Genomic DNA, 19,669 nt, shown 5'->3' with positions numbered 1-19,669 from the left:
GGTCGTAAGTCTTGGCTGCTGTGCGGTTCTGGGGTCTGGCTTCTTGCGGCTGCGTCGCGTGGGCTTCGGCCGCTCGGTGGCGAGACGGCTGCGAATGGGTCGCTCGTAAGGCTCGCTCCGGACGGGGCTGAGTTGGGAGCGGATAGTCGGTCGTAAGTCTTGGCTGCTGTGCGGTTCTGGGGTCTGGCTTCTTGCGGCTGCGTCGCGTGGGCTTCGGCCGCTCGGTGGCGAGACGGCTGCGAACGGGTCGCTGATAAGACTCGCTTCGGGCGGACAGAGGGTGTGGGTTGTCTGCCTGTATGTCTCGCGTCGCACTTCGGGGGTGTGGCGCGGTGGTGTTTGAGCTGCGGAAATAACTAACAAGCACGCGTGCTTGATTTTTTCTCGAACGGATGTGATGCTGGTCTCCGGAACGCGAACATCACCGGCGCGGTAATGCGGCCGCGCCCGGACGGTTCGCCGCACAGGGAGGCCTCCAGCTGATGAGTATGCTGGCCGCCGATCCGGATGTGATCCGAATCGGCAACTGTTCCGGGTTCTACGGCGATCGGCTCGGCGCGATGCGGGAGATGCTCGAAGGTGGGCAGCTCGACGTACTCACCGGCGATTATCTCGCCGAGCTGACCATGCTGATCCTGGGCCGGGACCGGATGAAGGACCCCAGCCTCGGCTACGCCAAGACCTTCGTCAAGCAGATCGAGGACTGCCTCGGCCTGGCATTGGAACGCAATGTGCAGATCGTCGCCAATGCGGGCGGGCTGAATCCGGCCGGTCTGGCCGAGCGGCTGCGCAAGGTGGCCGCCGACCTCGGGCTCGATGCGAAGGTCGCGCACGTCGAGGGCGACGATCTGGTCGGCCGCGCGGCCGAACTGGGCCTCGGCGCCCCGCTCACCGCGAATGCCTACCTCGGTGCCTGGGGCATTGTGGAATGCCTGAACGCGGGCGCGGATATCGTGGTCACGGGGCGGGTCACCGACGCCTCCGTTATCGTGGGACCCGCTGCGGCCCACTTCGGCTGGGGCCGAACCGATTACGACGCATTGGCGGGCGCGGTGGTGGCAGGACACGTCATCGAGTGCAGCACCCAGGCCACCGGCGGCAACTACGCCTTCTTCACCGAACTGGCCGATCTCGGACGCCCCGGCTTCCCCATCGCGGAAATCCGCAGGGACGGAAGCAGTGTCATCACCAAACACGCGGGCACCGGCGGCGCGGTCACCGTGGACACCGTCGAGGCGCAGTTGATGTACGAAATCCAGGGCGCGCGCTATGCGGGACCGGATGTCACCGCGCGGCTGGACAGCATCGGGCTGCGCCAGGACGGCCCGGATCGGGTACTGATCAGCGGGGTGACCGGCGAGGCCCCGCCGCCGCGGCTGAAGGTCTCACTGAACACCCTCGGCGGCTTCCGCAACGAGATGGAGTTCATCCTGACCGGCCTCGATATCGAGGCCAAAGCCGCACTGGCCCAGCGACAGCTGGAGTCCTGGCTGCCGGTGAAACCCGCCGAACTGGACTGGACGCTGGCCCGGCTCGACCGACCCGACGCCGAGACCGAAGAACAGGCCAGCGCGCTGCTGCGCTGTGTGGTGCGCGATCCCGATCCGAACAAGGTCGGACGGACCTTCTCGAGTGTCGCGGTGGAGCTGGCCCTGGCCAGCTACCCGGGTTGCAGCTTTACCACCTTGCCGGGCAACGGATCTCCGTACGGCGTGTACACCCCCGGATTCGTCGACGCCACCGAAGTCCCGCACACCGCGGTACTGCCCGAGGGCACCCGGATCGAGGTCACGCCCGCAGCCGAATCCCGCGCGCTGGAATCGGTTCCGGAGCCGGAGCTGCCGGAACCACTGTCCGCGAGCGAGACCCGGCGGGCGCCGCTCGGCAGCATCGCGCTGGCGCGCAGCGGCGACAAGGGTGGCGACGCGAATATCGGCGTCTGGGTGCGCACCGATGAGCAGTGGCGTTGGCTGGTGCACACATTGACGGTGGAGCGTCTGAAAGAGCTACTGCCCGAGACGGAACCGCTGACCGTCACCCGGCATGTGCTGCCGAATCTGCGCGCCGTGAACTTCATCATCTCCGGTCTGCTCGGAAAGGGCGTCGCCTACCAGGCCCGTTTCGATCCGCAGGCCAAGGGGCTCGGCGAATGGCTGCGCTCCCGGCACATCGAAATTCCCTTGGAGCTGTTGCCATGAACGCTGTGAGTCCTTGGAATACCCCGGAGCGCCGCGAATTGCGGGCGACCGTACGGGGTTTCGCCGAACGGGAAGTGCTGCCGTACCTCGACGACTGGGAGCGCGACGGTGAGATCCCGCGCGAGCTGCACAAGAAGGCGGGCGCCTTGGGCCTGCTCGGCATCCAATTCCCGGAATCGGCGGGCGGTTCCGGCGGTGACGGCATCGACGCGATGATCGTCTGTGAGGAGATGCACCAGGCCGGTGGATCCGGCGGTCTGTTCGCCTCGCTGTTCACCTGCGGCATCGCGGTGCCGCACATCATCGCGTCCGGCAACGAGGATCTGATCGCGCGCTTCGCCAGGCCGACCCTGGCGGGAGAGAAGATCGGCTCGCTGGCCATCACCGAACCGGGCGGCGGCTCGGACGTCGGGCATCTGACCACGACCGCACGCCGCGACGGCGACCATTACATCGTCAATGGCGCGAAGACCTACATCACCTCCGGCTGCCGGGCCGATTACGTCGTCACCGCGGTGCGCACCGGCGGCCCGGGCTCCGGTGGCATCTCGCTGCTGGTGGTCGAGAAGGGCACGCCCGGCTTCACGGTCAGCCGCAAGCTGGACAAGATGGGCTGGCGTGCCTCCGACACCGCCGAGCTGTCCTACGTGGACGTACGGGTGCCGGTGGAGAATCTGGTCGGTCAGGAGAACTCCGGCTTCTATCAGATCGCGGGCGCCTTCGTCAGCGAGCGGGTCGGCCTTGCGGTACAGGCCTATTCGCAGGCGCAGCGCTGCCTGGACCTCACCCTGGAGTGGGTGCGCAACCGGGAGACCTTCGGCCGTCCGCTGATCAGCAGGCAGGCGGTACAGAACACGGTCACCGAGATGGCCCGGCGCATCGACGTGGCCCGGGTGTACACCCGGGATGTGGCGCAGCGCAGCGCGAACGGCGAAATCGATCTGATCGCCGAGGTGTGCTTCGCCAAGAACACCGCCGTCGAGGCGGGCGAGTGGGTGGCCAACCAGGCCGTTCAGCTCTTCGGCGGCCTCGGCTACATGAGCGAATCCGAGGTGGAGCGCCAATACCGCGATATCCGCATCCTCGGTATCGGCGGCGGCACCACCGAAATTCTCACCGGATTGGCGGCAAAGCGATTGGGGTACCAGTCTTGACCACATTGCGCAGCACCCTCGACAGCGGCTCGGCGGAGTACACCGCGGCCGCCGAGGCCATGACGACCAAGCTCACCGAGATCGAGGCCGAGTTCGCCAAGTCGATCGCCGGTGGCGGCCCGGACAAGCTGGCCCGGCATCGCAAGCGCGGCAAGCTCACCGCGCGCGAGCGCATCGAACTGCTCATCGATGAGGATTCGCCGTTCCTCGAGCTGTGCCCACTCGCGGCCTGGGGCAGCGACTTCCACGTCGGCGCCAGCGTCATCGCGGGCATCGGCATCGTGGAGGGCGTCGAATGCATCATCGTGGCGCCGGATCCCACCGTGCGCGGCGGCACCTCGAATCCGTGGACGCTGCGGAAGAACCTGCGCATCAACGACATCGCGATGGAGAACCGGTTGCCGGTGATCGGCCTCGTCGAATCCGGCGGCGCGGATCTGCCCACCCAGAAGGAAGTCTTCGTCCCCGGCGGGCGGATGTTCCGCGATCTGACCCGGCTGTCGGCGGCGGGCATTCCGACGATCGCGTTGGTCTTCGGCAATTCCACCGCGGGCGGCGCCTACATCCCCGGCATGTCCGACTACACGGTGATGATCAAGGAACGCTCCAAGGTGTTCCTCGGCGGCCCGCCGCTGGTGAAGATGGCCACCGGTGAGGAGTCCGACGACGAATCACTCGGCGGCGCCGAAATGCACGCCCGCGTCTCCGGTCTGGCCGATTACCTGGCCGCCGACGAACAGGACGCGATCCGCATCGGTCGCTCGATCATCAAGCGGCTCAACTGGACCAAGCAGGGCCCGCGTCCGCGCGCCGAGGTCATCGACCCGCTCTTCGATCAGGAGGAGTTGCTCGGCATCGTGCCGTCGGATCTGAGGATCCCATTCGATCCACGCGAGGTGATCGCCCGCGTCGTGGACGGCTCGGACTTCGACGAGTTCAAGCCGCTCTACGGCAGCAGCCTGGTCACCGGGTGGGCGGAGCTGCACGGCTATCCGGTCGGCATCCTCGCCAATGCCCGGGGCGTGCTGTTCTCCGAGGAGTCGCAGAAGGCCACCCAGTTCATCCAGCTGGCCAATCAGAAGAACACGCCACTGCTGTTCCTGCACAACACCACCGGCTATATGGTCGGCAAGGAGTTCGAGCAGAAGGGCATCATCAAGCATGGCGCGATGATGATCAACGCGGTCTCCAATTCGAAGGTGCCGCATATTTCGCTGCTGATGGGCGCCTCATACGGTGCCGGGCACTACGGCATGTGCGGGCGCGCCTACGATCCGCGGTTCGTCTTCGCGTGGCCCAGTGCGAAATCCGCGGTTATGGGCGGTGCGCAGCTGGCCGGCGTCATCTCGATCGTGGGCCGGGCGGCGGCCGAGGCCAAGGGCATGCCGTTCAATGAGGAGGCCGACGCCGGGATGCGGGCGATGGTGGAGGCGCAGATCGAGGCCGAATCGCTGCCGATGTTCATGTCGGGTCGCCTCTACGACGACGGCGTGATCGACCCCCGCGACACCCGCACGGTATTGGGAATGGCGTTGTCCGCCATCCACAATGCCCCGATCAAGGGCGCCGAGGGCTTCGGCGTCTTCCGGATGTGAGGCCGAACATGATCAGCAGTGTTCTGGTAGCCAACCGCGGCGAGATCGCCCGGCGGGTTTTCGCCACCTGCCGACGGATGGGAATCGGCACCGTGGCGGTGTACTCCGATGCGGATGCCGCCGCCCCGCATGTCGCCGAGGCCGACGCCGCGGTGCGTCTGCCCGGTAATACGCCCGCGCAGACCTATCTGCGCGGCGAGCTGATCATCGAGGCCGCGTTGGCCGCCGGGGCGGACGCCATTCATCCCGGTTACGGATTCCTTTCGGAGAACGCCGATTTCGCCAAGGCCGTACAGGACGCCGGGCTGGTATGGATCGGTCCGCCGGTCGAGGCCATCGAACAGATGGGTTCGAAGGTCGCCTCCAAGAAGATGATGGACGCGGCGGGCGTGCCGGTGCTGGCCGAATTGGATCCGGCCGAGGTCACCGAGCAGCATCTGCCGGTGCTGATCAAGGCCTCCGCCGGTGGTGGCGGCCGCGGCATGCGAGTGGTGCGTGTCCTGGCGGATCTCGAGCCGCAGATCGAGGCGGCCCGGCGCGAGGCGGAGTCCGCCTTCGGTGACCCTACGGTGTTCTGCGAGCGGTACCTGGAGACCGGTAGGCATATCGAGGTCCAGGTCATGGCGGATACGCACGGCACCATCTGGGCTGTCGGCGAACGCGAATGCTCCATCCAGCGTCGCCATCAGAAGGTCATCGAAGAGGCGCCCTCGCCGCTGGTCGAGCGCATCGATGCCCTGCGAGGCGAAGCAGGCGCCGCGGTGCCGGGCATGCGTGATCGGCTGTTCGAGGCGGCGCGGCTGGCCGCGGGCGCCATCGGCTACACCGGCGCGGGCACCGTGGAATTCCTCGCCGACGAGGCGGGCGAGTTCTTCTTCCTCGAGATGAATACTCGCCTACAGGTGGAGCATCCGGTCACCGAATGCACCACCGGCCTGGATCTGGTTCGCTTGCAACTGGATGTGGCCGCGGGCGCCGCACTACCCGCGCAACCGCCCGCCCTGCGCGGACATTCGATCGAGGTCCGGCTCTACGCCGAGGACCCGGCGCACGAGTGGCAGCCGCAGAGCGGCACCGTGCACCGCATCGATATCCCGTTGGTGGCCACCGAATTCGACCTGCTCGATCGACCGGGCATACGGCTGGACACCGGCGTGCTGGACGGCTCGGTGGTGGGCGTGCATTACGACCCGATGCTGGCCAAGGTCATCTCCTACGCCGAAACCCGCACCGAGGCAGCACGATTGCTCGCCTCGGCCCTCCAGCGCGCACAGATCCACGGCCTGGTGACCAACCGCGACCTGCTGGTCCGGGTGCTGCGGCATCCGGCCTTCCTGGCCGGTGACACCGATACCGCCTTCTTCGATACCCACGGATTGGACGCGCTGGCGACTCCTCTGGTCGCCGAGGCGGACGAGGCGCTGTCGATCGTGGCAGCCGCACTGGCCGATGCCGCGGCCAATCGTGGCGCGTCCCGGGTCGGCGGCGGCCTGCCGAGCGGCTGGCGCAACCTGCCCTCGCAGTCGCAGCGCAAGTCCTATGAGAGTCGCACCAGCGGCGTCCACGAGGTCGGCTACCGGTTCGACCGCGGCGGCGGTGTCGCGGTGGACGGGCACGAGGGTCTCACGTTGATCGAGGCCACGCCGGACCGCGTCGTGCTGGCGGTGCCCGGTGAGCTCACGGGGACGGCAGCCGGTGGGGTGGGTGAGAGCCGCTCGGTGCGCAGGCAATTCGGCGTCGCCCGCTACGGCGATCTGGTCTGTATCGACTCGCCGCTGGGTCCGGTGTCCGTGCGCAGACTGCCGCGCTTCACCGATCCGTCCGCGCAGGTGGCCAGCGGCTCGCTGCTGGCGCCCATGCCGGGAAGTGTGATCCGGTTGGGCGCCGAGGTCGGCAGCCGGGTCGAACAGGGCCAGCCGATCCTCTGGCTGGAGGCGATGAAGATGGAGCACACCATCGCCGCCCCCGCCGCGGGCGTGCTGAGCGCCCTCAATGTCACCGTCGGCCAGCAGGTCGACATCGGAGCTGTTCTCGCGGTCGTCGACGACCCCGCGACGGACCCGGAGGAGGCAGCCCGCGTAACCACGGAGGGGCCCGCGGACGCCGAATCCAATACGGCGGTAGCGACGGACCCGGAGGAGGCAGCCCGCGTAACCACGGAGGGGCCCGCGGACGCCGAATCCAATACAGCGAACCAGGAGAGCTGAGTAATGAGTTTCATCGAATCCGAAGAGCGCAAGGCATTGCGGGCCGCGGTGGCCGCGCTCGCCGCGAAGTACAGCTACCGCGACTATGTGCTACCGAAGGCGCGCAAGAACGAGCCGCTCGACGAATTGTGGCAGGAGGCGGGCAAACTCGGCTTCCTCGGCGTCAACCTGCCGGAGGAGTACGGCGGCGGTGGCGCGGGCATGTACGAGCTGTCGCTGGTGATGGAGGAGCTCTCCGCGCAGGGCGCGGGTCTGCTGCTCATGGTGGTCTCCCCGGCTATCTGCGGCACCATCATCACCAAGTACGGCACCGACGAGCAGAAGCAGGAATGGCTGCCCAAACTCGCCGACGGCACCGGCAAGATGGTCTTCGGCATCACCGAACCGGACGCCGGTTCCAACTCGCACCAGATCACCACCACCGCCCGCCGCGATGGCGAGGACTGGATCCTCAACGGCCGCAAGATCTTCATCTCCGGCGTGAACCAGGCCGAGGCGGTGCTCATCGTCTCGCGCACCGAGGACCACAAGACCGGCAAGCTCAAGCCCGCGCTGTTCATCGTGCCCACCGACGCCCCCGGTTTCACCAAGGTGGCGCAGGAGATGGACATTATCGAGCCGGACCACCAGTACAACCTGTTCCTCGACGACGTCCGCCTACCTTCCACCGCGCTGGTCGGCAAGGAGGACGCGGCGCTGATGCAGTTGTTCGCGGGCTTGAACCCGGAACGGATCATGGGTGCGGCGATGGCCATCGGCCTCGGCCGCTATGCCATCGACCGGGCCGTCGAGTACGCCAAGGAACGCACGGTCTGGAAGACGCCGATCGGTGCGCACCAGGGCATTTCGCATCCGCTGGCGCAGGTGAAGATCGAACTCGAGATGGCCAAGCTGATGATGCAGAAGGCCGCCGCGCTGTACGACGAAGGCGACGAGATGGGCGCGGCGGAAGCGGCGAATATGGCGAAATACGCTGCGGCCGAGGCGAGTATCAAGGCGCTGGATCAGGCCATCCAGACGCACGGCGGCGCGGGCCTGACCAAGGATTACGGCCTGGCCTCCATGCTGGCCGCCTCCCGCATCGGCCGGATCGCGCCGGTGAGCCGTGAGATGGTGCTGAATTTCGTCGCCCAGCACTCGCTGGGTCTGCCGAAGTCGTACTGATGCCCACCGGCCTGGGCGGACATTCCTCCGCATGCGTGACGGTTTTCCGTTCGCTGCGGGCCGGAATGTCCGCCTAGGCCGGGTCTCGATCACACGGAGGACACCTTGAGCGACCCAACCACCGCGCCGTACGTCCGGTACGAGGTCCGGGACGGCTTCGCAACGCTCACCCTCGATTCGCCGCACAACCGCAACGCCCTGTCGTCGCGGTTGGTGGCCGAACTACTGCGGGGGCTCGATGACGCGGCCGCCGATCCCTCGGTGCGCGGAATCGTATTGGCGCACAACGGCAATACCTTCTGCGCGGGTGCGGATCTCAGCGAGGCCAGCAATGCCGATCCGGCCGTCGCCGCCGACGAGCGCACCCGGGTGATGATCGGCGTGCTGCGCCGATTGGTGGAGATTCCGAAGCCGGTGATCGCGCAGATCGACGGGAATGTGCGGGCCGGTGGCATGGGCATTGTCGCGGGCTGCGATCTGGTGGTGGCCGGGCCGGGCAGCTCCTTCGCCTTGACCGAGGTGCGAATCGGGTTGGCGCCGTTCATGATTTCGCTGACCCTGCTGCCCCGGCTGGACCCCCGCGCGGCGAGCAGGTACTACCTGACCGGCGAGAAGTTCGATGCCGCTATCGCCGAGCAGATCGGGCTGGTCACGGTCACCGCCGCCGACCCGGCCGCCGAGGTGAAACGGCTCTGCGGAGAGCTGCGCAAGGGGTCCCCGCAGGGCTTGGCCGAGGCCAAGCGGCTCGTCAACGCGGAGATCCTGGCCGGGTTCGACGACTCCGCCGAGGAACTCGCCCGGCGCTCGGCGAGCTTCTTCGGCACCCCAGAGGTGCATGAGGGCATGCTGGCCTTCTTACAGCGCCGTCCGCCGAGCTGGGCAGAATAATCCCATGGCGACACCTCACGAACCCAAGCAGGACCGCAGCCGTGCCACCCGGCAGCGCCTGCTGGAGGCGACCATCGACTGCCTAGCCGAGACCGGCTGGGCCGCTGCCACCGTCGCGGTGGTCGCCGAACGGGCCGGGGTGTCGCGTGGCGCGGCGCAGCATCACTTCCCGACCAGGGAGGATCTGATCACCGCCGCACTCGAGTACATGTTCGACACCCGCAACGAGCAGGCCAAGGAGGAGGCAGCGACGCTGACGGAGCAGGTCGACGGCGTCGCACGCACCGAGGCCGTGGTGGCGGGCCTGGTCGAGTCCTACACCAGTTCGCTGTTCAAGGCGGCGCTCCAGGTGTGGACGCATGCGGCCGCCGATCCGGCGCTGCGGGAGCGAATCGTACCGCTGGAGGCGAGGTTCGGTCGCGCGTCGCATCGCCGCGCGGTGGAGGCGCTCGGCGTCGACGACACCGATCCGGTCGCGCACCACTTGGTCCAGGCCACCCTGGACCTGGCCCGCGGGCTCGGGCTCGCCGATGTCCTGACCGATGACTCGGCCCGCCGCAAGGAGATCATCCAGCAGTGGTCGGCGACTCTGCACGCCGCCCTCGGCGCACCCCGCTGAGGATCATTCCTCCGCCTGGCCCGGATAATGCCTTGCGGTTCAATGGCTTTTCTCGCGATGTCACACTCGCCTGCGCTGCGTCGTCCTCCCTGTGAACGCGGAACAACGCCGCGAAAGAGCCGAGAACAAGGAGCAGCGAAATGACGAAGCCGATGAAGATCGCGGTGGCCGGTGCGACCGGGCGGCTGGGCAAGCATGTGGTGGACGTGCTGCACGAGCAGGGCCACGAGGTGGTCGCGTTCTCCCGCGCGAACGGTGTGGATATCGAGACCGGCCGGGGGCTGGTCGAGGCGCTGGAGGGCGTTCAGGTCGTGATCGACGCCTCCAGCACCCCGTCCGCCGATAAGGACATCGCCACCGAATTCTTCACCGCCGCGGCCGGGAACCTGCACGAGGCGGGCCGGAAGACCGGCGTCGAGAAGCTGGTCGTGGTCTCCATCATCGGCATCGATGATTCGGTCGCGGGCTATAACGCGGCCAAACTGGCGCACGAGCGGGCGCTGCTCGAAGGCCCGCTGCCGGTGCAGATCCTGCGGGCCGCGCAGTTCCACGAACTGGTCGAGGTGATGGTGCAGTGGGGCACCCAGGGTGAGGTCGCCTACCTGGCGAATATGCGGACGCAGCTGGTGGCCGCCCGCACGGTCGCCGAGGCACTGGTCGAAATGGCCGTCGATACCGCACCGGTCCGCACCGACGGCCCGTTCCCCGAGGTCGCGGGCCCGCGACCGGAGACCATGGCGGGCGCCGCCGCGCAGCTGGTGGCCGCGCTCGGCAGCCCGGTCCGGATCCAGGAGGTCAGCGACCCCGCCAACCCGGACCGCGAGCAGTTCGAGAACGGCACGTTGCTGCCCGGCGCGCACGCGAAGCTCGGCGGCCCGACCTTCGCCGAGTGGCTGGCCGCCAACTGAGCGAACATCACCGGGCGGCGGTCAGGTCGTAGAGCGTGACCCCGTCCACCTCGGTGGCGGTGAAGTGCTCCCGCACCCATTGGGTGATCGCGGCGCCGGTCGAGGCGTCGCCACCGCGATCCCCGCGACTCTCGCCACCGATGAAGTAGTGGATCTTGCCCTGCGCGACATACTGCTGGAACTGTTCGAGCGTCGGTGACGGGTCACTGCCGTTGAAGCCGCCGATCGGCATTACGGGCAGTTCGGTGGCCAGCTGGAAGCCCGCGGCGCTGTTCGAGCCGATCGCGGCCGCCACCCAGGTGTACTCTCCGCCATCGTTTTCCAACAGTGCCACCACGCGGTCGCTCGGGCGGCTCGCGCCGAGCAATCCGCCCGTCATCGCGTCCCCATCCGGACCGGCGGTGGTCGCACCGCCCGGACCGGTATTCGCGCCGCCGTCGGCCGGAATGCGACCGTCGGGCCGGGTATTCCGTCCGCCCGGACCGGGCATCGCACCGGCGTCACCGTCGGCACGCATCGGCCCCGGGCCGTGCATACCGCCGACATTCGGCCCGGCCGACGGAATCGAACCCTGGTGCGCCGTGGCAATGGTGTCGACGGTGTAGGCGACCGGTCCGGCCAGTCCGACGAATGCGACCGCCACCGCCGCGGCCACGGTGGCCTTCCGCGGGGCAGGGAAGGCGACGGCAATGGTCGCCACCATCCCGACGGCCAGCACCGTCCACCGCAGCCAGGGCAGGAAACTCGCGCTGCGCGACAACAACATCCACGATGTCGCGGTGCTGAGACCGATCGCGAGGGCCAGCACGAGCCGTACCCACAGCCTGCCACGCTCGCGCCACAGTTGTACCGTGCCCGCGCCGACCAGTGCGGCGACCGCGGGCGCGAGTGCCACGGTGTAGTACTGGTGGAATATGCCCGCCATATAGCTGAACACCAAGCCGGTCATCAGCCCCCAGCCACCCCACAGGATGAGGGCGGCGCGCTGGCTGTCGGTGCGTGCGGCCCTGCCGCGCAGCAGGATTCCGGCGACCAGACCGATCAGCGCCGCCGGGATGAGCCAGGCGATCTGACCGCCCTGGGCGGGTTCGAACATTCGGGTGATCCCGGTGCTGCCCCACATTCCGTTGCCGCCGGCGGGGAGTTCACCGCCGGGGCCGACACTGCCGCGTTCATTGCCGTTCAAACGGCCGAGCCCGTTGTAGCCCAGCGTCAGCTCCAGGATCGAATTATTGTGCGAGCCACCGATCCACGGCCGCGATTGCGCGGGCCACAGCTCGACCGCCAACAGCCACCATCCAGCCGCGACGATCATCGCCGCACCGGCGGCCAGCAACTGCGTGATCCGGGTGCCGAGTTTGGGCGGCCCGGCGATCAGATAGGTCAGCGCCAGCGCGGGCACCACCAGTAGCACCTGCAATTGCTTGGTGAGGAAGCCGAATCCGATGAACGCACCGGTGAGCACCAGCCAGCGGGTGCGGCCGTCCTCGACAGCCCGCGTCATCGCCCAGGCCGCGCCCACCATCAGGAAGACCAGCAGCGCGTCCGGATTGTTGAACCGGAACATCAGCGCCGCAACGGGAGTAACGGCCAGGACGAGTCCGGCGAGCAGCCCGGCGGCAGGCCCGAACGGTCGGCGCACCGTTGCCCACAGCAGCGCCACCGAGGCGACGCCGAGCAGCACTTCGGGGACCAGGATGCTCCAGCTGTTGAGCCCGAACGCCCGCACCGACAGCTCCATCAACCACAGCGAGGCCGGTGGTTTATCGACGGTGATCGAGTTGGCCGCATCCGAGGAGCCGAAGAAGAATGCCTCCCAGGATTGCGAACCCGCCTGCACCGCCGCCGAATAGAAGGAGTTGGCCCAGCCGTTGGCGCTCAGATTGCACAGGTAGGCGAGGCCGGTGCCGAGCAGCAGGGCGGCCAGCGTCCGATATTCCCAGTCGATTCCGCGGCGGGGCAGCGATTTTCGCGGCCGGATGGCGGGCCGCGGTGTCAATGTGGCGGTCATCGGTTGTCCGCCCCCTCGAATTCGGAACCGGTGCAGGCGGGCGCGCGCCGCGGCTCCCCGGTCGGTCCGCTATCGCGGAAGACCCAGCGCAGACCGATGAATCGGGTCAGGGTGGCGACCAGGTTGGCGAGCACCAGGACAACGAGCTCCAGATGCACCGACGCGTCCGGCGCCCAGCGGTGCAGCGCGAACAGTGATCCGCTGGTGACCAGTAACCCGAAGCCGAAGATGAGCAGCCCTTGGAACTGGTGTGCGACAACGCCGTTCGATCCGCGCACGCCGAAGGTGAAGGTCCGGTTGGCCGCGGTATTTCCGATCGCGGTCACCAGCAATGCGACGAGATTCGCGATCTGGGCGCCCGCGAACGGCTGCAACAGCATGTACAGCAGCGCATAGGCGAGGGTGGATACGACGCCGACGATGGCGAATCGCACCACCTGCCCGACCATGCCGAGCGGCACCCCGGGCACCAGTGGTTCACGGCCCACCGCGCGGCGCAGTTCCTCCAGCGGCAGCGCTCCGGTGGTCAGCCCGCGCGCCAGCCGCCACACCCCGAGCAGATCCTTGCGCGCGGTATCGACGATATCCACCCGGCTGTCCGGATCGTCGATCCAGTCGACCGGCACCTCGTGGATGCGCAGTCCCGCGCGCTCGGCGAGCACCAGCAGTTCGGTGTCGAAGAACCATTCGCCGTCCTCGACCAGTGGCAGCAGCCGTCGCGCGATCTCGGTGCGCATCGCCTTGAACCCGCACTGGGCATCGGAGAACCGTGCCCGCAGCGAGGCCCGCAGGATCAGGTTGTAGCAACGGGAAATGAATTCGCGCTTGGGGCCTCGCACTACCCGCGACGCCGCATCGAGCCGGGTCCCGATAGCCACATCGGAGTGCCCGGAGATGAGGGGCGCGACCAGCGGAAGCAAGGCGTTGAGGTCGGTGGACAGATCGACGTCCATATAGGCGACGACCTGCGCGTCGGAGCGCTCCCACACCGCCCGCAGCGCCCGGCCTCGTCCCTTGGCGTCCAGATGCACCACCCGGACGCCGTCGAGTTCATCCGCGAGCAGCCGCGCGACCCGCATGGTGTCGTCGGTACTCGCATTGTCGGCGATGGTGATCCGGGCCGGGAACGGGAATCCGTCATGCAGGTGGGCGTGCAGCCTGCGCACGCATATCCCGAGGTCGGCCTCTTCGTTGTAGACGGGGATCACGACGTCGAGCACGGGTGTGATCACCGCTTCGATCGGTTCCGCCCGGTGCGCGGCGGTCGCGGTATCGGTCATGCCGACTACCTTCGACAGCCGCGCTACAGGCAAGCTGGATTCCAGCTGTGAGGTTGCTGGGACCCTAGGCTGTGCGGCGGATGCGCAGGATATGGTCGACGCGCCGCCCCCGCTGACCGTCGGGCCCGGTCATCTCCCGCTCGACCTCGTCGTCGGCCTCGACCTGCCACTCGCCCGGCGCCAGCGCGAGTCCGTCCAACACCTCGGGAATCGTCGGGAAGTGCACATCGGGGCGGGCATGGTCGGCGTGCGAGTGCTGGGCGAAGGTGGGCCAGCCCGCATGTCCCGCTATCAGCAATACCCCGTCCGATGCCACCGCCGCGGCGGCCCGGCGCAGCACCGCCGTACGTTCGTCGGCCTGCGCGACGGGAGAATGGAAGAACTGCGCCGACACCAGATCGAACGCACCATCCGGAAACGACCGGGCGAGATCGTGCTCGGCCCAGACGATGTGGTCCGCGACACCGGCGGAGTCGGCGTGTGCGGCGGCCCGGCCCAGCGCGGTCGCGGAGATATCGACGGCGGTCACTCGCCATCCGCGCTGTGCCAGCCAGATCGCGTCGGCGCCCTCGCCGCAGCCGAGGTCGAGTGCGGTGCCGGGGGCGAGATCGGTCGCCTCGCGCACCAGCAGCGGGTTCGGGTTGCCGGTCCATATCTGGTCACGCTCCCGATAGAAGCCTTCCCAGTACTCCTGTGCGCTGCTCGGCGCGGCGGTATCGGTCATGCCGACATGGTGGGCCCGGTCCGCCGCACCGTGCCAGTTTCCTTGCCGTTTCGGCAATATGGACAGCCGGTCGAGGAATATCAGGCGCGGCCGACCGAGGTGACCGGGGTCGTATCGCGGGTTGGTACGGTCGGATTCGTGATGCAACGCGGCCGGAAACTAGACGAGGCGCCGCCCAAGCGCGTCGACGCCCGCACCGAGCGGTGGCGCGAGCATCGGCTGAAGGTGCGTGACGAATTCGTCGACGCCGCCTTCCGTGCGCTCGACAAATACGGGCCCGAGGTCAGCATGGGCGATATCGCCAAGGAGGCCGGTGCGGCGAAGCCGAAGCTGTACCGGCATTTCGAGGATAAGACCGACCTCTACAACGCCATCGTCGACCGGGTCCGCGACATGCTGTGGGAGCGCATCATCTCCAGCATTGATCTGACCCACGATTCGGCGCGGGAGCTGGTGCGTCGGGGCGCCGCCGAATACGTGCTCGTGGTCACCGAGCACCCCAATGTCTTCCGTTTCATGTTGCACAGCCACTTCACGCAGCAGACCGACGAATCCGCGCGGGCCTTGCAGTCGGCCCGCCAATCCGCGCGCCGCGCCGCGGATCTGCTCGCCGGGCTCGTCGAGGACGAATCGTTCGACGTCGCCAGTGTCGAGCTGGTCAATTACTCGATCTTCGGCGCCGTCGCCTCCGCCACCGACTGGTGGTTGGGCGCCAACCGCCTGCACGGCAATGCCATGCCCATCGAGAAATTCGTCGCCTATCTCGGCGAGATCATCTCCGCGCTCGCGGAGGCCAGCGCTCGCCTCAACGGCATCGTCATCGACGCCGACCTGCCGCTGCACCAGGCTTTCTCCACATCCCCGTGACTCGTGCCGGTCGCTTCGGGGCATCCTCCCGGCGTCGGTGCGTTCCAACACTTTCCGGCTCTGATCGGCCGAGGCCGGTCAGTCGATTCTGGCCATCACATGCTTGATGCGGGTGTAGTCCTCCAGCCCGTACATCGATAGGTCCTTACCGTGCCCGGACGACTTGAACCCGCCGTGCGGCATCTCGGCGATCAGCGCGGTGTGGGTGTTGATCCACACGCAGCCGAAGTCGAGGGCGGCCGATACGCGCAGCGCCCTCGACACGTCCTTGGTCCACACCGAGGACGCCAGACCGTATTCGACGCCGTTGGCCCATCGGACCGCCTCGTCTTCGTCGGTGAACGACTGCACGGTGATCACCGGGCCGAAGATCTCGTGCTGGCTCAGCCCGTCATCCTGGAGCAGCCCGCCGATGACCGTCGGCTCGACGTAATAGCCGTGGTCACCCTGCCGGTGCCCGCCGACCATAACCGAAGCGTGATCGGGCACCTGATCGAGGAAGCCGAGCACCCGCTGTAGTTGGTCGGCGTTGTTGACCGGTGGCACCCAGGCGGTCTCGTCATCGGCGGCCTTGCCGAATGTCGTTGTCGCACTGCCGGCCTGCTCGGCCAGCGCCGCGGTCAAATCATCGGCGACCGAGGCGTGACCGAGGACCCGGGTGGCCGCCGTGCAATCCTGCCCGGCGTTGAAATAGCCCGAGGCCGCGATGCCCTTGGCGGCCGCGGCGATATCGGCGTCGGGGAACACTATTACCGGCGCCTTGCCGCCCAACTCCAGATGGGTGCGCTTCAGGCGGCTTCCGGCCGACTCCGCGACCGCACGTCCCGCGGCGATCGAACCGGTGATCGACACCATCGCCGGGGTCGGATGCGCCACTACCGCCGCACCGGTCCTCCGGTCACCGGTAACCACGTTGAGCACGCCCGGCGGTAGGTGCTCGGAGGCCAGTTCGGCCAGCATCACCGTCGTCACCGGGGTGGTGTCGCTCGGCTTGATCACCACGGTGTTGCCCGCCGCGATCGCGGGAACAAACTTCCAGATCGCCATCATCATCGGGTAGTTCCACGGTGTCACCTGCCCGATGACGCCGATCGGCTCCCGGCGGATCCACGATGTATGGCCCGCCAGGTACTCGCAGGCCGACTTGCCCTCCAGAACCCGTGCCGCCCCCGCGAAGAACCTGGTCTGGTCCAGCATCTGCGGGATTTCCACGGCTGAGGTGAGGTGGTTCGGCTTGCCGGTGTTGCGGCCCTCGGCCTCGACCAGCGCGTCGGCGACATTCTCCAAGTCGTCGGCGAAATCGAGCAGCGCCATCTGGCGGTGCGACGGCGTCGTGCGCTTCCAGTCGCAGAACGCCTTGGCCGCCGCCGCGTACGCGTTATCGATGTCCTGTTCGTTCGACACCGGGGCGGTGCCGTACTGATCGCCCGTGGTGGGGTCGACGAGTGCCATCGTCGCACCACTTACCGAGTCGACGAGCTTGCCGTCGATGAAGTTCTGGACCACTGTCATGATGCTGCTCCTCGGTTGCGTCGTTCAGCCGACAATCCTCTGGCGCAGAGCTTGTTCAGTAGCCTTTCGATGTTATCGCCACCGGGTGACACCCGGCGCGCACTCGTCGGTGTTCTTGCACGACATGCTCATGGACTACGTCGCCTGCGTGACCGCCGCCCTGGTGTTCGTACAGGACTTTCACGCCCACCGACGAGACGCGGTGGCTGTGCTCCGCCGACACCGGCGGACTACCACGCTGCCCATCGGTGACGCCGTCACGCCTGGCGAACGTAGTACCTCGTCGCATCCATTCGAACGACGCTGTTCTCGCTCGGCCGCGCCATTGAGGCCGATCTGTTTGCGACAACCACAGTCTGAACCCACCCACCGACAAGTTTCTGCGGCACGCGACCGCCCGGATTCAGGACTGGTTCAGGCGCCAGAACGGGGACACCGGACCGTGGCCCGCGCCGAGGTCGTAGGCGGCTTCCAGGCAGCGGCGGGTCCATTCCTTGCCGAACTCGACGGCCTCGGGGACCGGATAGCCGTGGGCCAGGGCGCAGGCGATGGACGCGGCGAGGGTGTCGCCGCCGCCGTGATCGTTGCCGGTTTCGATGCGGGGTGCGGGGTACTCGAGGAACCGATCGCCGTCGAAGAGCAGGTCGGTGCTGTACCGCGAGGAGCGCAGGTGGCCGCCCTTGACGATGACCCATTTCGGGCCGAGCGCGTGCAGGGCCTCGGCGGCGCGCCGGGCGCTCGCGTCGTCGGTGACGTCGATGCCGGTGATCAGCCGGACCTCGTCGAGATTCGGCGTCACCACGGTGGCGAGCGGAATCAGCGTGTGCCGCACCGCATCCAGTGCCTCCTCGTGCAGCAGCGGATCGCCGTGCATGGAGGCCGCCACCGGATCGACCACGAGCGGTACAGCGCCGTCGCGGCCGATACCGACCTCCCGGCAGACCTCGGCAACCGCCTCGATGATCGCGGTCGAGGCCAGCATGCCGGTCTTGGCCGCGCCGACACCGATATCGCCCGCCACCGAGCGCACCTGATCCGCCACGACCCGCGGCGGGATCTCGTGGAAGCCGCTCACCCCCACCGAGTTCTGCACCGTCACCGCGGCCACCGCGACCAGGGCGTGCACACCGCACAGCGCCATGGTCCTGGTATCGGCCTGGATTCCGGCGCCGCCGCCGGAGTCGGTGCCCGCAATGGTCAGGACGCGAATGGGGGTCTCCCCGTTCGCGGGAATCGGCAACAGCTTCACGGGACGACCCTACGACGTCTCGCCCCGGCTCGGAGTGTGTGGGAGCGGGACCCGATGAGTGATTGTTAATGACAATCGTTATCATTAACTTTGTGACCACATCATCGCGCACCGACCTGCTGCCCGTCACCGTGCTGTCCGGCTTCCTGGGCGCGGGCAAGACCACGCTGCTCAACCACATCCTCGCCAACCGGGAGGGCCGTCGGGTGGCGGTCATCGTCAACGACATGAGTGAGGTCAATATCGACGCCGCGCTGGTGGCGGGCCAGGGGCAGCTGGATCGGACGCGGGAGAAGCTGGTCGAACTCACCAACGGGTGCATCTGCTGCACGCTGCGCGAGGATCTGATCGAGGCGGTCGGCAGGCTGGCCAAGGAGGGTCGCTTCGATCAGCTGGTCATCGAGTCGACCGGGATCTCCGAGCCGATGCCGGTTGCCGCCACCTTCGACTGGGAATTCGAGGACGGCTTCCGGCTCGGCGATATCGCTCGGCTCGACACCATGGTGACCGTGGTCGACGCCTCGACCTTTCTCGCCGAGGTGGCTCGCGGCCAAGCCCTTGCCGAGCGGAATCTCGAAGTGGGCGAAGGGGATACCCGCACCATCGCGGATCTGCTTGTCGATCAGGTGGAATTCGCCGATGTACTGCTCATCAATAAGACCGATCTGGTGAGCGATAACGCGGCGGGAACCGTGGAGGCCACGGTGCGCAGGCTGAATCCACGCGCGCAGGTGCTGCGTATCGCGAACGGTGAGGTGGATTTGGCCGAGGTGCTCGACACCGGCCGCTACAACCCGGTGGTCGCCGCCGAAACCGAGGGCTGGGCCGAGGAATTGGCGGGTGGGCATATCCCCGAGACCGAGGAGTACGGCATCCGCAGCATCACCTACGCCGCGGAACGGCCGTTCCACCCCGGGCGCCTCGCCGACGCACTGAATCAACTCCGAGGCATATTGCGTAGCAAGGGTTTCTGCTGGCTCGCCAGCCGTCCCGGTTTCGCGGCGGTCTGGTCGCAGGCCGGGCCGAACCTGACCTTCGAACCCGCGGCCTGGTGGTCGTCGTTGGAAGTCCCCGCCGGGCAGGAGATCGTCTTCATCGGCGTGCGGCTCGACGGCGATCACGTCCGCGCCCTGCTGGACGCCGCTCTGCTCACCGATGCCGAATTCGCCGCGGGCCCAACGGAATGGTCCGCCTACCCCGACCCCTTCCCGGCGTGGGGCGATCTGCACGAACACGCCTGAAGTGAGCAGTGTGGCAAGGCACCGGTGGCCCGCTCCGGGAGAGCCCACTCGC

General features: G+C 67.7%; 15 protein-coding genes. 10 read left to right on the top strand and 5 right to left on the bottom strand.

Annotation, left to right across the window (positions count from 1 at the left end; translation table 11 throughout):
• Nucleotides 1–482 precede the first annotated feature (482 nt).
• The 8 genes from AB0H61_RS19350 to AB0H61_RS19315 all read left to right on the top strand — a co-directional run bounded on the left by AB0H61_RS19350 (nt 483) and on the right by AB0H61_RS19315 (nt 10,733).
• Entirely contained in the window at nt 483–2,198 is a 1,716-nt protein-coding gene (locus AB0H61_RS19350) for an acyclic terpene utilization AtuA family protein (protein ID WP_357306166.1), read from the top strand.
• Between the two features lie 5 nt (nt 2,199–2,203).
• On the top strand, nt 2,204–3,352 hold the full coding sequence (locus AB0H61_RS19345; RefSeq protein WP_357306481.1) for an acyl-CoA dehydrogenase family protein: 1,149 nt from the start codon (nt 2,204–2,206) through the stop codon (nt 3,350–3,352).
• A complete protein-coding gene (locus AB0H61_RS19340; RefSeq protein ID WP_357306163.1) occupies nt 3,349–4,947 on the top strand; it encodes a carboxyl transferase domain-containing protein in 1,599 nt (532 codons plus the stop codon). Before AB0H61_RS19345 ends, AB0H61_RS19340 begins: the two co-directional genes overlap by 4 nt.
• An 8-nt stretch (nt 4,948–4,955) precedes the next feature.
• Nucleotides 4,956–7,154: a biotin carboxylase N-terminal domain-containing protein gene (locus AB0H61_RS19335; protein WP_357306161.1), complete on the top strand. Its 2,199-nt coding sequence runs from the start codon at nt 4,956–4,958 to the stop codon at nt 7,152–7,154.
• A gap of 3 nt (nt 7,155–7,157) precedes the next feature.
• The gene (locus tag AB0H61_RS19330) at nt 7,158–8,318 is read left to right on the top strand and encodes an acyl-CoA dehydrogenase family protein (protein ID WP_357306158.1); all 1,161 of its coding nucleotides are present in this window, start codon (nt 7,158–7,160) and stop codon (nt 8,316–8,318) included.
• Between the two features lie 105 nt (nt 8,319–8,423).
• The gene (locus AB0H61_RS19325) at nt 8,424–9,206 is read left to right on the top strand and encodes an enoyl-CoA hydratase family protein (RefSeq protein ID WP_357306156.1); all 783 of its coding nucleotides are present in this window, start codon (nt 8,424–8,426) and stop codon (nt 9,204–9,206) included.
• Nucleotides 9,207–9,210: 4 nt separating this feature from the next.
• A complete protein-coding gene (locus tag AB0H61_RS19320; RefSeq protein WP_357306153.1) occupies nt 9,211–9,825 on the top strand; it encodes a TetR/AcrR family transcriptional regulator in 615 nt (204 codons plus the stop codon).
• 140 nt (nt 9,826–9,965) lie between these two features.
• Complete coding sequence (locus AB0H61_RS19315; protein ID WP_357306151.1) at nt 9,966–10,733, top strand: NAD(P)H-binding protein; 768 nt, start codon at nt 9,966–9,968, stop codon at nt 10,731–10,733.
• Between the two features lie 7 nt (nt 10,734–10,740).
• Here the strand turns inward: AB0H61_RS19315 and AB0H61_RS19310 are convergent, their stop codons facing one another.
• The 3 genes from AB0H61_RS19310 to AB0H61_RS19300 all read right to left on the bottom strand — a co-directional run bounded on the left by AB0H61_RS19310 (nt 10,741) and on the right by AB0H61_RS19300 (nt 14,748).
• Nucleotides 10,741–12,744, bottom strand: a complete 2,004-nt coding sequence (locus AB0H61_RS19310; RefSeq protein ID WP_357306148.1) for a glycosyltransferase family 39 protein — start codon at nt 12,742–12,744, stop codon at nt 10,741–10,743.
• Entirely contained in the window at nt 12,741–14,024 is a 1,284-nt protein-coding gene (locus AB0H61_RS19305; RefSeq protein WP_357306146.1) for a glycosyltransferase, read from the bottom strand. The genes AB0H61_RS19310 and AB0H61_RS19305 overlap by 4 nt, the downstream gene beginning before the upstream one ends.
• Nucleotides 14,025–14,088: 64 nt before the next feature.
• Complete coding sequence (locus tag AB0H61_RS19300) at nt 14,089–14,748, bottom strand: class I SAM-dependent methyltransferase (RefSeq protein ID WP_357306143.1); 660 nt, start codon at nt 14,746–14,748, stop codon at nt 14,089–14,091.
• Between the two features lie 141 nt (nt 14,749–14,889).
• Here AB0H61_RS19300 and AB0H61_RS19295 point away from each other — a divergent pair, with 141 nt between their 5' ends.
• Nucleotides 14,890–15,615 carry a TetR/AcrR family transcriptional regulator gene (locus tag AB0H61_RS19295; protein ID WP_357306478.1) on the top strand — a complete coding sequence of 242 codons (726 nt, stop codon included), beginning with the start codon at nt 14,890–14,892 and terminating at the stop codon, nt 15,613–15,615.
• 78 nt (nt 15,616–15,693) lie between these two features.
• Here the strand turns inward: AB0H61_RS19295 and AB0H61_RS19290 are convergent, their stop codons facing one another.
• Together AB0H61_RS19290 and thiD are read right to left on the bottom strand one after the other, a co-directional pair.
• Nucleotides 15,694–17,127, bottom strand: a complete 1,434-nt coding sequence (locus AB0H61_RS19290; RefSeq protein WP_357306140.1) for an aminobutyraldehyde dehydrogenase — start codon at nt 17,125–17,127, stop codon at nt 15,694–15,696.
• Nucleotides 17,128–17,530: 403 nt separating this feature from the next.
• Nucleotides 17,531–18,376, bottom strand: coding sequence for a bifunctional hydroxymethylpyrimidine kinase/phosphomethylpyrimidine kinase (gene thiD, locus AB0H61_RS19285; protein WP_357306137.1), 846 nt, complete (start codon nt 18,374–18,376; stop codon nt 17,531–17,533).
• A 68-nt stretch (nt 18,377–18,444) separates the two neighbouring features.
• Here thiD and AB0H61_RS19280 point away from each other — a divergent pair, with 68 nt between their 5' ends.
• Nucleotides 18,445–19,617 carry a GTP-binding protein gene (locus AB0H61_RS19280; protein WP_357306134.1) on the top strand — a complete coding sequence of 391 codons (1,173 nt, stop codon included), beginning with the start codon at nt 18,445–18,447 and terminating at the stop codon, nt 19,615–19,617.
• The last annotated feature ends 52 nt before the right edge of the window (nt 19,618–19,669 follow it).

This window comes from Nocardia sp. NPDC050710, assembly GCF_040654375.1.
Taxonomy (GTDB): domain Bacteria; phylum Actinomycetota; class Actinomycetes; order Mycobacteriales; family Mycobacteriaceae; genus Nocardia.
This window is presented reverse-complemented; position numbering and strand designations above follow the sequence as displayed.